Origin of the sequence: Pseudoalteromonas sp. OOF1S-7, assembly GCF_022347765.1 — a bacterium.
Lineage (GTDB): Bacteria > Pseudomonadota > Gammaproteobacteria > Enterobacterales > Alteromonadaceae > Pseudoalteromonas.
Window position 1 is genome coordinate 268,123 of record NZ_JAKRFZ010000003.1, and the last position, 13,785, is coordinate 281,907.

The 13,785-nt window shown below is 47.5% G+C and carries 15 protein-coding genes; 7 read left to right on the top strand and 8 right to left on the bottom strand.

The window, feature by feature from the left end:
- Positions 1-35: 35 nt before the first annotated feature.
- On the top strand, positions 36-620 hold the full coding sequence (locus MHN33_RS06055) for an alpha-ketoglutarate-dependent dioxygenase AlkB (protein WP_239397118.1): 585 nt from the start codon (positions 36-38) through the stop codon (positions 618-620).
- 156 nt (positions 621-776) lie between these two features.
- On the opposite strand, the gene MHN33_RS06060 is transcribed toward MHN33_RS06055, so the two are convergent.
- Positions 777-1,679 carry a LysR family transcriptional regulator gene (locus tag MHN33_RS06060; RefSeq protein ID WP_239397119.1) on the bottom strand — a complete coding sequence of 301 codons (903 nt, stop codon included), beginning with the start codon at positions 1,677-1,679 and terminating at the stop codon, positions 777-779.
- 185 nt (positions 1,680-1,864) lie between these two features.
- On the opposite strand from MHN33_RS06060, the gene MHN33_RS06065 reads away from it, so the two are divergent.
- Genes MHN33_RS06065 through MHN33_RS06075 form a run of 3 tightly spaced genes read left to right on the top strand, consistent with a single transcriptional unit; the run spans position 1,865 to position 3,062 of the window.
- Positions 1,865-2,473 carry a glutathione S-transferase family protein gene (locus MHN33_RS06065; RefSeq protein ID WP_239397120.1) on the top strand — a complete coding sequence of 203 codons (609 nt, stop codon included), beginning with the start codon at positions 1,865-1,867 and terminating at the stop codon, positions 2,471-2,473.
- A 14-nt stretch (positions 2,474-2,487) separates the two neighbouring features.
- Positions 2,488-2,856: a nuclear transport factor 2 family protein gene (locus MHN33_RS06070; RefSeq protein WP_239397121.1), complete on the top strand. Its 369-nt coding sequence runs from the start codon at positions 2,488-2,490 to the stop codon at positions 2,854-2,856.
- 2 nt (positions 2,857-2,858) lie between these two features.
- Positions 2,859-3,062, top strand: coding sequence for a 4-oxalocrotonate tautomerase family protein (locus MHN33_RS06075; protein ID WP_239397122.1), 204 nt, complete (start codon positions 2,859-2,861; stop codon positions 3,060-3,062).
- 3 nt (positions 3,063-3,065) lie between these two features.
- Here MHN33_RS06075 and MHN33_RS06080 read toward each other — a convergent pair whose 3' ends face one another.
- The 4 genes from MHN33_RS06080 to MHN33_RS06095 form a co-directional block, all read right to left on the bottom strand.
- A complete protein-coding gene (locus MHN33_RS06080; protein WP_239397123.1) occupies positions 3,066-3,452 on the bottom strand; it encodes a helix-turn-helix domain-containing protein in 387 nt (128 codons plus the stop codon).
- A 186-nt stretch (positions 3,453-3,638) separates the two neighbouring features.
- Positions 3,639-5,336, bottom strand: coding sequence for a HEAT repeat domain-containing protein (locus MHN33_RS06085; RefSeq protein ID WP_239397124.1), 1,698 nt, complete (start codon positions 5,334-5,336; stop codon positions 3,639-3,641).
- Positions 5,333-7,210: a hypothetical protein gene (locus MHN33_RS06090; protein WP_239397125.1), complete on the bottom strand. Its 1,878-nt coding sequence runs from the start codon at positions 7,208-7,210 to the stop codon at positions 5,333-5,335. Before MHN33_RS06090 ends, MHN33_RS06085 begins: the two co-directional genes overlap by 4 nt.
- Before the next feature lie 147 nt (positions 7,211-7,357).
- Positions 7,358-7,678, bottom strand: coding sequence for a hypothetical protein (locus MHN33_RS06095; RefSeq protein ID WP_239397126.1), 321 nt, complete (start codon positions 7,676-7,678; stop codon positions 7,358-7,360).
- 213 nt (positions 7,679-7,891) lie between these two features.
- Between MHN33_RS06095 and MHN33_RS06100 the strand changes: the two genes are divergently transcribed.
- Positions 7,892-8,686 carry a putative porin gene (locus MHN33_RS06100; protein WP_239397127.1) on the top strand — a complete coding sequence of 265 codons (795 nt, stop codon included), beginning with the start codon at positions 7,892-7,894 and terminating at the stop codon, positions 8,684-8,686.
- Positions 8,687-8,736: 50 nt separating this feature from the next.
- On the opposite strand, the gene MHN33_RS06105 is transcribed toward MHN33_RS06100, so the two are convergent.
- On the bottom strand, positions 8,737-8,949 hold the full coding sequence (locus MHN33_RS06105) for a helix-turn-helix transcriptional regulator (RefSeq protein WP_239397128.1): 213 nt from the start codon (positions 8,947-8,949) through the stop codon (positions 8,737-8,739).
- Between the two features lie 3 nt (positions 8,950-8,952).
- Positions 8,953-9,468 carry a hypothetical protein gene (locus tag MHN33_RS06110; protein WP_239397129.1) on the bottom strand — a complete coding sequence of 172 codons (516 nt, stop codon included), beginning with the start codon at positions 9,466-9,468 and terminating at the stop codon, positions 8,953-8,955.
- 139 nt (positions 9,469-9,607) lie between these two features.
- On the opposite strand from MHN33_RS06110, the gene MHN33_RS06115 reads away from it, so the two are divergent.
- Positions 9,608-11,677, top strand: a complete 2,070-nt coding sequence (locus MHN33_RS06115; protein ID WP_239397130.1) for a S9 family peptidase — start codon at positions 9,608-9,610, stop codon at positions 11,675-11,677.
- A gap of 58 nt (positions 11,678-11,735) precedes the next feature.
- Here MHN33_RS06115 and MHN33_RS06120 read toward each other — a convergent pair whose 3' ends face one another.
- On the bottom strand, positions 11,736-12,917 hold the full coding sequence (locus tag MHN33_RS06120; RefSeq protein ID WP_239397131.1) for an acyltransferase family protein: 1,182 nt from the start codon (positions 12,915-12,917) through the stop codon (positions 11,736-11,738).
- A 286-nt stretch (positions 12,918-13,203) separates the two neighbouring features.
- On the opposite strand from MHN33_RS06120, the gene MHN33_RS06125 reads away from it, so the two are divergent.
- Positions 13,204-13,353: a hypothetical protein gene (locus tag MHN33_RS06125; protein WP_239397132.1), complete on the top strand. Its 150-nt coding sequence runs from the start codon at positions 13,204-13,206 to the stop codon at positions 13,351-13,353.
- The last annotated feature ends 432 nt before the right edge of the window (positions 13,354-13,785 follow it).

Below are 13,785 nucleotides of genomic sequence, written 5' to 3' on the forward strand. Positions count from 1 at the left end.
ACAGTGCAACACAAAAGCGTGTAAAGGAGTGAGCCATGACGTTGCCATTACAATGCGAGTCCAGCTATGAGCCCGGTTTTCTCAGCGACTCAGAAAGCTCAGTGTTGTTTCAGTGGCTCAGCGAGCACTTCGACTTGTCACAGCCAGAAACCATTGCCATGCCGGATGGCTCCGACATGGCAATTTTACCCTGGAAAATGAACCTGTTGTCTCCTGATCTTATAGAGTCCGGCTTGTTTGAGCGACACCACGGCAGACAATCCCCTTGGTTTCCCTTAATCGATACCATTCATCAACGCCTTGTTGAACGTACCGGACTCAGCTTTCCCGTTTGCGTTTGTATTTATTACCCTGACGGAGACGAGTGGATGGATTTCCATAGTGATTTATCCGCGTTCGGGTCAACTCATGTGATCCCGTCTTTGAGCATAGGCGCAAAACGGACTTTTCAGGTCCGTAGCCAGGCAGATCATCAGGATCTAAATTCAATTGAGCTGGAAAACGGCTCTTTGTTTATCATGGGCAGTGGTTTTCAGACACTGTATCAGCACGCGGTGCCAAGGGCACCCGGAGCCGGCCCTCGTTTTAACCTGACATTTCGTCAGTTTGGTCCGTACTAACCTGCAGGGAATCAAGATGTAAATTGATTTTCAGTTTAACGTTGCGCTTTATAGGTTACTGCCTGATTGCTGATCCGCAAGGCACCGTGTTGGCGCAAGGGGGCAGATCTCAGCAATTACGGGTGGTCGAAATACCGGTTTGAGTCGGTCCACGCATCAAGTAAGTGCCCGCCTATTGTTTGGGTAATGATGTATAAACCAGTGCTGTAAGAACTGGATGCATTGCAATACGCTGGCCGGAACGTGATGGCGGGCTGGGTAAAGTGCAAGCAGAGTCAGTTGAGGCTTTTTGTTGGCTGGCAGAATACTCACCACCTCTTTGGCTTCAATTGCATGCCGACAGGCAAATTCTGGCAATATGCCTATGCCCAGACCTGCTTTAATGGCCTCCAGCATGAACAGCACGTTGTTAACTTTTAATGTGCCTGAAATTTTTACTCCTTCATCGATAGGCCAGATATTTTTCCCTTTGAAATAACGGTATTCAAAGCAGTTATGCTGAGTCAGATCCCGAGGATGCGCAATATCAGGGTGTGTCGCCAGGTATGCCGGGCTGGCGCAAATATGATAGTCAAACCGGGTGATTTCACGGCCGATGTAATTGCTGTCGATGGTTCGGCTGGTGGCGCGCAGGCCCAGATCAAAACCTTGTTCAACCAGATCGATGTCCTCATCACCAAGATGAATGTCGAGTTCGATATTCGGGTAGGCCTGCATAAAGTCCGCAAACACCTTTCCCAGATCGGTGATCCCCAGCACCATAGGTAAATTCACTTTTAGCTTGCCCCTGGGGGCCTGTTGTGTTGACTGTACAAAGGAATCTGCCTCTTCCAGCTTATTTAAGATGTCTCTGGCGCGCTGCAAATAACCCTCCCCGACCTGAGTCAGCTGGATATTGCGGGTGGTGCGATGTAACAGACGTACACCAAGTTGATCCTCAAGGCGACTAATCTCTTTGCTGATCATCGATTTCGATGTACTGAACTGCTCAGCAACACGGGTAAAGCTGCCAACCTCTGCCAATTTCACAAAGAGTTCAATGGCACGTAGCTTATTCATCTGAGTTGTCCTTCCAGTCGTGAAGTCTATAAGTCAACAATACACTGTTTCTTGTGTGTGAACACTTGGTTTCTTTTGTGGCTATATATCAAACAAAGTGCAAGTCATAGACTAAAGGTGTTGGACATAACCGCAGGCGAAGCATGTTGAGTTCGTCTGTATGCTAAACAGGAAGGATAAAGACTATGTACACTCTTTACTACATTCAGGAAGCCTGTTCACTGGCCGTGAATACCGTATTGCGCGAACTAGATCAGGAGGTGACGCTTATTCGCGCTGATAACCTCAGCGAGTTTTCGGTCGTGAATCCTGCACAGCAGGTGCCGGTACTGATAGATGGAGACGAAAAACTGTTTGAAGGGGCTGCGATTATGTTGCATCTCACCAGCAAGCATCCCAGCTATTTGTTTCCCACAGAGCAGGGCCCGGCTCGTCGCCGTGCAGTGGAGCAATTGTTGTTTGCGAATGCCACCATGCATCCAGCGTATTCCAGATTATTCTTTGTTGCGCGCGTCATGGAGAGTGGTTCGGTGCGTCAGCAGTTGTTTGAAGCGGCCGCAAAGGAGATCAATCGGCTATGGGGGCAGGTTGAATCTCAGTTGCAATCTCAACCATTTCTGGGTGGCCAGCAAGCTTCTGTCGCCGATATCTTGCTGGCTGTTTATTCGCGCTGGGGGGCCGCATTTGGGGTCGACATAATAATACCGCCACGCACTGCACACATGATTGAAGCGGTAACCAGTATGCCTGGTTTTGTTGCAGCACTGCAGGCTGAACAGGCGCAGGGGGTATAATGGAGCACGCGCAAATGAAAGCGGATCTAAGTCAGATCCAGACCATAGTGCAATGTTATTTTACGGGGTTACATAGCGGGGATAGCGAGGCATTGCGCCACCTGTTTCATCCCGACTGTTGGCTCAAAGCACCGGGTTTGCGGCGAACTCGGGATGAGTGGTTAGAGCTGGTTAGCCTTCGTACCTCACCTGCCGAACAGGGCGCTGAAATTGCCTGCCAGGTACTGGCCATAGACCTACTGGGTCAGCAGGCGATGGTCAAGGTGTTATGCCCGCTGTTTGAACATAATTACATCGACTTTCTGGGCCTGCTGAAAGAGCAGGGGCAGTGGCGGATAGTCAATAAAATGTATGCGGATTTACCACACACTGAGCAGGAGTAACTATGCCTTATATTCATATTCAAGTCACCGATGAAGGCGTCACAAACGCGCAGAAGCAGTCACTGATCAAAGGTGCCACCCAGCTGATGGTCGATGTTTTAGGGAAAAATCCCCAGACTACATTTGTGGTTATTGATGAAATCTCAACTGATAACTGGGGAATTGGCTTTGAACAGGTCACAGCTATCAGGCAGCGACCATCTTAAAGATCACTGTTTATTGGCTATATCATAAGAGGTGCGGGCAGCGCTGATTTCATCGAAATGATCGTCGGCCCAGGAGACCAGTTGCCAGGCTGATTTGGCCAGTCCCCGTCCCAGCTCTGTGAGCGTATATTCGACTCTGACGGGGACCTCCGCGTATACGGTGCGCTTTACATAGCCATCACGCTCCATATCACGCAAGGTTTGTGTCAGCATCCGCTGGGATATGCCCTGAATTCTCGATTTTAATGCATTGAATCGTTCAGGCCCGTCAACCAGTGCAAACAGAATAAGGATCGACCACTTGTCGCCTATCTGGGCCACGACATTACGGATCGGGCAGCGCTCGTTCTGTTCAAATACCCGGCGGGCTGGGGCGCTTGTTTTGGTCATAATACTATTTCCTGACGTTAGCAGTGCAATATTGCCTGTTATGCTCACTGAGGTGCTTAAGTATATATAAGTAACTAAAGGGGTGGAAGTCTTGAATGAAGACAAATAGAGCCGGAGAAAGACTATCTGACGACTGAAAAAATAAACCCCACTTTAAAAAGTGGGATTTATCCTCAATCTGAGGCGCTATTGCGCCTTTTCTTCTTTGCTGTGTAGCAGTTTAATGATGGCCTTAAAATTACGCCGAGAGGTTTCGTTTTGCAGTGCCTGACGCAGTATGGGTTTTATAGCGTCTTTTTGCTGCTGGGTAGCCAACGCATTGATAGCGGCCAGGCGAACAGCATCGTCCTGATCATTGACCGCCATATTCAGCACGGTATCACTGGTTTTAGCACTCATCTGAAAATTCCCCAGGGCACTGAGCAGCGCTTTTTTATTACGCTGTGGCGACTTAAAGAAGTGCTGTTCCAGGTTTTGATAGGCCGTGTCGGTTTGCATCATGCCCAGTGCACGAATTGAGGCTTTCTCAATCCGGGCGCTGCTGTCAGACAAATGGGCGGTGAGCACAGGCTCATGCTGCGGGTTGCGACTGTTGCCCAATGCGGTGAGCAGGTTGGCTGTTTTCCCTTCGCTTTCGCTAAGCGCTACCTGCTCAGTGATTGCCTGGCTTAATTGCGCGGCAGTGTCTGAGGTGTCGCGATTGTTGAGTAAAATGCCCAGTGTCATGTAGAAACTGGATTCAACTTCCGCATCTAACGTGCTGAACCCATTAACCAGCATCTCCAGCAGCATATCTGTGGCTTGCTGTGACAGCGGCGTATTGCCCTGAGTCAGTGCGCGCAGTGCTCGAAACTGAGTGAGGGGTTGCTTTTCTGCATGCAACAGGCGGCTGAGTAGGTGCTGGCTGGTTGCTGAGTCCAGCTGTCCCAGTGCATTAAACAGGCGCATCTGAGCTTTGTCGTTGAGTGTGCCTGAAAGCATCAATGGGGCCAGAGTGCCAATCACCGCATCGTACTTTTTTAGCAGGATTGACAGGGTATGGGCATCTATCTGGGTGATATCCTGGCCGGTGATCAGCTGTTGCAACTCGGCTGCGAGGCGTGCCTTTTCGGCTTCGCTGAGTTCGGCTGTGGTGGGTTGCCAGGTGGTCAGATCGGTGCCCAGCTCGTACAAAGTACTGTTAAAAGGCTGGCTAAGCTGTGTCAGCGTATAGCTTTGCCGGGAGCCAAATCGCAGATCGGTCCCGCTCAGCGCCAGCGCTTCATTGCCTTCTCGGCGTGCTAAAAAGCAGCTATCCGGGGTGATCAGATGGGCTGAATCGAGCACCTCAATTCGATTAAAAGTAGTCAGCTGAGTGCGGTCAAAGTCACTGTAGTGTTGTTTGACCATTTTTAATTGCTTGTCGACCTGCTGGTAAGTGGGCTGGTACTGGCCCAGAGTATCGGGCTCTTGACTTATCTGGCTGATATCGCGCTGATACTGCAGATAATAAGCCAGTCCTTTGAGCTTGTCCCGGGTCTGCTGATCGAGATCACCGGCAAAATAGAAGTTGCTGATAAGCCCCTTATCCGTGAGTTTAAAGGCGAATGCATGTTCATAACTGGGCAAAGGCATGCGTTCTTTACCCTGAACGGCAGCGACCTGATCGGCCTTGATTGCCCACCAGTTTTGTTCCTCTCCTTTTTGCGCCGGTTTAAGCGACAGCTTACCCTGTAAATGCACCATAGAAGTTTGCGGCGCACTTTGCAGCTTAACGTAGTCAAAGGAGGTTTGGCTTTTGATGTCAAACTGGTATTGCGGCTGGCAGAGTGTGCCAGCCATTACCTGAGCGCTTGTCAGCGCCACCCAGGGCGCTGCAAGCAGAGTCAATCGACACAAGGTCATAGTTCGATTTCGTCCTCTTTGGAATATAAAGTCCAGGATTTGTTATACACGCTTGGTGTCTGGTATAGCCACAGGTCGTAACGGTGGGTCTTCTTACCACATGGATAAGGGATCCCCCATTTCTTACACCACTTCACCCCAATGGTTTCGGCGTATAAACCAAATTTACCTGAGATCACATCCAGGTCGTTCTTCAGTTCAATACCATAATAAATATGTGGTGCTTTGTTACCGGTAGAGACCAGAGCAAAGCCTGCATTAGACTCCATGGCAAAGGTATTGTCGATTAAGGTTAAAATCGCCTGGATACCGGCAGAGACTAAGCCCAGGTTCACACCACCACGACCAAAGGCGTTAAAGTCAACATGGAACAAGTCACCTTCGGCATAAAGCTCTGCGTTATAGCCGACTGTCAGTTCAAAGCCCAGGCTGCCTGTCACACCGGCTTCAACACTCATTGGCACCGGACCTATAGTAAAGCGCGCCTGTGCCAGGACTTTTTCTTCTTCCCAGGATTTTTCCCAGGATTTTTCGTATTTGGTGGTGTATTTCTCATCTTCAAACGCAACGTTATTGAAGATGATCATTTCAGATGCGTAGCCCGTGTTTTGTCCGCTGATATAGGCACTACCGTCATATGAAATACTGAACAAGGTATTTTGGGCATTAAAGAAGTAGGCTTCAACAACGCCCTCACCTGTGATCCGGCCACCCGGGTCGCCGGTTGGCACAATAAATAACTGGCCACTTAAATCAACACCCACACTGAACTTAGACTTGTTGCCATAAGACTTATCAAACTCTTTCTCAAGCTTGATGTTAGCCAGTCCAACGGAGTATTGCGCATCACGCTTTGCCAGGCTTTGCGCTGTGTCCGCGTTGTCACCGGTAAAGAAGTACAGAGGGATTTCAGTTTCGATCACATTGTTGTCTGTGATAGTTTCAGCATTCTGAGCCAGATCCGTTAAAGTAAATCGGACCTGTAAAGACTGCGCCTGAGAGGCGTCGTAGCCCTGATAAATTTGCGCAAGTAGCGCGTCATCCAGTGCAATGTCAAAACCAATATGCTCATCATGTAAGCCCGCAGTGAAGGTGTGTGTGAGCTGCGCCTCGTACGTCGTGTTCGCGGTATTCCAGAAGTGGGTCGGTTGCCAGTTGCCGTTTACCAATACTTCTGCTGTGATGGCGGTGCTGCCCAGATTGGCACCTTCATAATCTGCGCTCAGGTAGCCGACCAGATCAGAATGATGCTCGCTGGTACCGTCGGTATTATTTGGGACATCCAGGATTAATGCTTGCTGACCAAACTCCGCGCTCAGCAGCTTGTAATCATGGCTTTCAGGCACCCGCACATGAAGGTCAGCGAAAGGGAACTCGCCGTCAGAGAATGGTTCATGATCAACTGAAGGGTGATTGTCTTCTTCGATGTCCTCTGCATGGTCATCATGAGGGTCAATCTGTGCGATTAAGTGATAATGACCACCCAGCAGGGTATCCGGAATGGTGATTTCTGTTTCAAAATTGTGACTGCCTTCACTGACCTGGGTTAACTCTAGTGCACCAACTTTGTGGACTTCTTCGATTTCAGCTTCTTCACCGTCAGACGTGTCTAACTCTGTTGCGTGTACCAGATAAAAGTGTACGTCAACGTCGATATCCTTAAAGCCACTGATGTCAACATCGTAAAAAACCTTCACAGCGGTATTAGGTTCCAGTGTTTCTAGCGGGCCCGTGGATATTTTGGTGATGGCAATATTACTATTGCTTTGTTCAACCGGGATCACGATAGGTTGTTTATCGTTACTCCCAAGCTCACATCCTGATAGCGTGGTGAGCATAGTTGCGGCTAAAATAGCTCGTGAAAAATGGCGCATTATATGTCCTAATCTGTTCTTACCCAGCGTTGAGTATATCGCAAAAATATGGAGGAATAATGAGTTTGGGCGGGCTGTGTTACACAAGTAACTGGAAAGTATGAGGGTGTTTAGCTTAAATAGCGATAGACACCCGGAACAGTGCTGTTAAAGCATCACGTAGTTGATGCGGCAACGATCGCCAATTTTGTAGGCGCTGTCTGCGGCCTGGATCATGATGGCTTTACCAGAAAGACGTGCCGCGAGTAATGTGCTGTATACCAGCTGTTTATTGTCTGAGGTGTGGGGCAGGAAAAAACCACCAGGGCAAATACTCGGGTTTTCTTTCAAACTTACCCAGACACCATATGTATCCGATCCTGATACCCAGGTTCTCATATTTGCTATCTCACCGCTGTGATTCGTTACACCCGCCATTGTGTTTAAAGTTGTCAGAGCAAGCGCAAAGGTGATTGCTTTTTTTAGCATAAGTAGTCCTTTAAATAGATTTTAATAAAAGTTAACTGTACCTTTTTTAAAATGCAATTATCAATAGTATGTTTACTCTGCTGTTTATTCGGGGGTCTAATCTGGTCGTGTTTCAAAAAGTCATTGCGCATTCAGGTTAGCTTTTATATTATCCGCCGCGCTCACTAAGGTAGTGAGCGATACCGCTTTACTATATGGAAATAAAGGGTTTTTATGAAAAAGCTACTCACATTTGCGGCACTTGCCGTTGTTACAGCCACATCCGCTTATGCCACTGAGACCAAGCAATGGTTTAACAGTGCAACCTATACCGATCAGGACCGCACTTTTGATAACGATGCGTTGGCATTAAGCAGCCGTTACTTCTTTGCACCTCAGCAGAGCTCAGGTGTTTGGGATGACTATGGTTACCTGGATACCGACAGCAATGTTGGGCTGAGTTACTACAACGATGAGTATATGAACCGCTTCTCTTTTGCCGGTGAGGGATACTTTAGCAAAGAAGTATTCGTGGTTGGTCAGGTTAGCGACCTGGGTGAAATAGACGACCATTACACCTACGGGATCGGCTATCTGTATAACGACAAGCTGAAGCTGAGTGTTCGTCGCAATGAATCTGACCTTGGGGCCGACAGTACCTGGTTAAAAGCTGAGTATAATCATCAGCTCAACGACACCGACTATTTAGGTGTCACAATTGATACTGATGATGAAATGGACAACTACACAGTATCTGGCCGCTACTTTATGCACCTCGATGCTGAGCGCTATATTAGCGTAGATGTATCTCACCATGAGGTCGATTTAGGTCACACAGATGTCTCGTATAACAATGCCCTGGTCAACTTCTACTTTAACCGTAGCATTGCTGTGGGCGTGGGCTCTTATGACTCTGATTTAGCACTGGAAGGTAAGTACTTCTTTAACGACAGCTACTACCTAAGAGCTGAATACGTAGATCGTGATGCAGGTGAAGAAACCAGCTTGCAGTTTGTGGCTCAGTTTTAATTCACATTCGTGAAGCTTTGGGTTGCAGTGATACCTGCAACCCTAGATGATTACTCATCATCTGGTTTAAAGGCCAGCAGATCGCCGGGCTGACAGTCTAAGTAGTGGCAGATCTGTGCCAGCGTTTCAAAGCGCACCCCTTTCACTTTACCGCGTTTAAGCAAAGACAAGTTGGCTTCGGTGATCCCGATGGCTTTGGCCAGTTCTTTGGATGACACTTTGCGCATTGCCATCACCACATCTAAATTGACAACAATCTCCATGGCTTAAACAAACTCCTTGTTTTCATCTTCTATTTCTTTTGCGGCTTTAAGCAAGTATGCCACCACAGCGAATAGTCCAAGCGTCATAAGTTCACCAAAGGGGATTTTTAACACTACCTGATTGGAGTGGTAGAGCGAGTGATACCAGTAATCCAGCGAGAAAGTCAGGCCTGATGAATACAGTTCCAGCGTGATTTTTGTCCAGATAAAGCCCAGGTAGCAAGTGTAACAGCTGTTGTGAAAGAACAGCCCCTTGCTAAAAAGTTTCATCAGCCGAATGATCCAGTACACACTCAATAGCATACCAGCCAGCAGCGGGACAGAAAGAGCAAATAAAACGCCGTTACCTACTTGCTCACTTTGCCACAGTAAGTCGAATGACTCGCTATCTAAATAACGCACTTGCCCGTTGACGATAAGCTGATAAGCCAAAAACGAAATTACGATGCCACTGATACCCAGCACAGCAGCGCGGAAGGTACCGCACCAACGCTGAATTTTGTCTGTTGATTTGACCATAAAGATCCCTTCTTTCTACGTTGTTCTTTATAAGAATCATACCACACAGAAACTATTTTCTGAAAAAAGAAAATAAATTATCGTTTTACAATAATAAAAAGTCGTGTAATGATGTTTATCAACAAACGGAAGGAGTGACATGATGAAGAACAAAAACAAACTAACCAGATTGACGTTAAGTGCTGCACTGAGTGCCATACTGGGTACTACGGTTGTATTGTCAGGCTGTACGCTGAACGACAAGCAGCCGCCTGCTCAGCCAGAGTCGGTTCAGCATGTTGCGACATTTGTGGATGTTGAAAGCTTATTCAGCACCAGTGAAAAAAAGTCGATTGCGATGTCGAAGGATGGCAAATGGATCGCCTTCCTAAAAATGCACAACGGCGCACATAACCTGTTTGTTGTCGCTGCCGACAAGCCGGATATGACGCCTGTGCCAGTTACCAATCTCACTGATTCAGTTGACAGCTTTATCTGGTCTGCCAATCAAGATGAGATCCTTTTTTCTAAAGATCATCAGGGCAATGAGAATAGTCAGATATACAGACTGGATCTCAATGGTAAAGATCTCAGGGTCAGCACCATGACCCGACTCACCCATGACGATACGGTTGATTACAGTTTACTGGGACAGTCGGACCAGGATGCAAATATTCTGGTTGTTGCTGCAAACCACCTGACACCAGAGCGGATCGATTATTTTCACCTGAGTGTGGACACAGGTAACCTGCTCCATACTCAGACCAATAGTGTGAACCTGTTTGAGACGCAGCTGAGTAAATCGGGCCAGGCGGCATTGGGGTTGGCGCTTAATGCGGATAATTCCAGGAGTATGTACCGGTTCACAGATGGGCGTTGGATCAGGGTGATGACTACAGAACCAGGCGAGATACTGGAGATTATCAGCTTTGATGAAGAATCTAATACCGCTTTTGTTGCCGGCAGTATTGAAGGACGCGACAAGCAGGAGCTGATCAAGGTGGATCTGGTGACCAAGTCGATTGAGACCGTGCACCTTGACCCGAAACATAGCTCTGATCTGCATCATGTTGTATTTGATGAGCAGGGGCAGCCCCTGATTGTGTCTTATTATGGTGGCCGGCTGCGCAATTACCCTCTGACAGACGCAGCAGCTAAAGCGCTGCAACAGATACAGAATCGTTTCTCGCAGGATATTGAATTAAAAGTAGATAAGATAAATCACAAGGCAGGTCAGTGGCTACTGACCGTGTCTTTTGCTGACCGGCCGGACCAGAAATATGCTTATTACCCGGCTCAGGATAAGCTGACGGGCTTGTTGAACGAAGCGCCCAGGTTTGATCCGGCTCAGTTGGGAGACAGGCAGTCTATAACCTATACCGCATCAGATGGCGTTGAAATCCAGGCCTATCTGACCTTACCTAAAAACCTCAACAAAAACCTGCCAACAATTGTGTTACCACATGGTGGGCCCTGGGCACGAGATCAGTGGGGCTACAGCAGTGGTTATTTTGTGCCCGTGGCGCATTATTTTGCCAATCGTGGTTATGCTGTACTGCAACCGAACTTTCGTGGCTCATTGGGGTTTGGCAAACGTTTTGTTCAGCTTGGCGAGAAAAACTGGGGCACAGGGACCATGCAACACGACCTGACCGATGGCGTAAATTATCTGATAGAGCAGGGGATTGCTGACAAACAGCGCGTGGGTATCATGGGCGCTTCCTATGGTGGATATGCTGCGCTGGCTGGTGCAACATTTACCCCTGATGTGTATAAAGCGGTGATTTCTTATGTTGGCCCATCCAGCCTGATTACTTTGATGGAATCGTTCCCTGCGCATTATCGCCCTTATCTGGGTACCTGGTATGTGTCTGTGGGAGACCCTGAGATTGCAAAGGACAGAGCCGATATGGAATCACGTTCGCCAATTAACTTTGTAGACCAAATCAAGGCACCTCTGATGCTGGTACAGGGCGCAAACGACCCCCGGGTTACACAGGTTGAGTCGGATAATATCGCCAGAGCACTGGCCGCGAAGAACCATCCGCTCGAATATATTCTCGCTAAAGACGAAGGGCATGGCTTTATGAAGCAAGATAATAAACTGGCCTCGATTGTGGCGATGGAGCAGTTCTTTGCCAAGCACCTTGGTGGGAGCGTGTCACAGCAGGTTGACCCGGCTATCACTGCGCACCTTGAGACCTTGCGTGTTAATCTGGATCGGCTCTGAGCAATGGAAACAGCACGGTGAAAATACCGTGCTGTTTTCCTGATCATAGTGATTGTTTCTATGATGCTGTGGTTGTCCGGTGCTGTATGGCCGCAGTTTTGACCTTTTTACCATTCAATAAGACCCCGAGCCAGGTGTGTCTGACCAGCAATTGGTAGCTCAACAGGCCTAGGGCCATGGTCGCGGATACGGCAATGAGCACTTTAAACCAGGGTGACAGAGCGGTATTACTCAGTGGGAATTGGATATACATCAGTACAGGAACATGGATCAGGTAGATCCAATATGAGGCGTCCGACAAATACTTGTTCAGCTGACTGAACTGATTGAGCCACTGATAGCCGGCCAGGAATGCGACTCCGGTCCAGCTGACAATGGCAACCGACTGAGCGACCACAGCATAGATGTTTATATGTTCAGGAGTTGTGATGCCGGTATTGGCCGCTCGGATAACGGTTTCCAATGACGGAGGAGGTGGCATCAGATAAAAATAAGGCACTAGTGACAGGCACGCCACTATCAGTAAAGGTGTAAAGTAACGGGCATATTGCGCTACCCGATTATGATGCTGGTAAAGCCCGGCACCGATTAAAAACAGCACACCGTAAAAGCCGTAGGACCATAACTGTGGATACAGTTTATCCGGTGCCGGGAATGGCACCAGCTGATGATACAGGGCCACTGTTAGCAAAACGGGTAAAGCCACAAGCAAAAAAACCGGTCTAACCACGACTGCTAATATCGACTGATACAGGCTGGCGTGTTTTTGCAGTAGCCAAAACAGTAAACAAAACTGCGTCAGATTCCATAAAAACCATAAATGCATCGTTGAAATTATCGGTTCTTTTACAGACTGAAAAACCGTAAACAGGGCCGGTTTTTCATACGCTATTTCGGCCCCCCAGCCAAGTGCATGAAACAGGACCAACATAGTTAAAGGAAAAAACACGACAAAGGGCAGTAATACTCTCTTAAGGCGGTTGATCACAAAGGCATTGCCACCGCGTTTACTGATCAGCAGGGCTGCACAAAACCCCGCAATGGCAAAAAACAGCGGCATTCTGAATAAGTGTGACCAGATAGCAAAGTAGTCAAATGCGGCATGATTTGTCGGGTCGGCGGTAAACCAGATAGTTGAGAAGTAAGGGCCATAGGCCAGTGCGGCATGAAATACCACACCCAGTAACAGGGCCAGGCTACGCAAATTGTCTATATAATGATAACGAGGGGATGTGTGCATAACATTTATCCTTAAAAACTGCCACTTTGAACAGATTAACATCAAATGTCTTGAGAGAATACCTATATAGGAACATGGTGTGGTTGAGCATTGTACCTATTCGGTAGAAGGAGCGTAGGCTGTTTGTTTTGTGTAAATGGTGTTGTTTTTTCAATTTTGGGGTGCTAGGTTAGTTTGTGTTGATTTCCAAAAAGAAATTGACAGGCATATCCATCAGTTGAGTAACTCCTTTGATGGTTAAAATTAAACACAAAACAATAATGATTAAGTGTAAAAAGGAATGACCATGAAATTAAAAATCAAAAAAAATAACATCAAAAACCTGTCTAAAACCAATGAACAACTAAATCAAGAGCAAACTGCGCAAATCGCGGGCGGCTTTTTAAGCCAGGCTTGGTATGGTAGTTGTGGTGCGTATTCTTGTATTCAAAAATAATACTTAGTGCTGTCTAAGTGAATTGGCTCATTTACCTGTGTAAGATGAGCCATTTTGCAGAAAAGGCTCTGCAGCTTTTACCTCAAGTGACTTACAACAATTTTGATTCCATCCACTCTTTTATCAAGTAAACTGTTTATCCTGCGCTGAGTGGGGTATTCACAGCCCAAACTTTTTAGTTCACAACATTCTTTGTAAAATTACTCGGCCATCGAGCTGGTGCTTTATTACCGTGAGAATATGTACAGTGACCATGAACAGCAATAAAACATTGCTGATCACGTGTAGCCGGGCGAATACGGCACAGTAAACAGGCCAGACACGCAAAATGAACGCGGCATCATCAGTACACCGGAGCACATCACCATACTCGTGAGTAGGTAAATGAATTCCTTATTTTACTCACGCTACGCTGTGGAGAGTTAAAACACG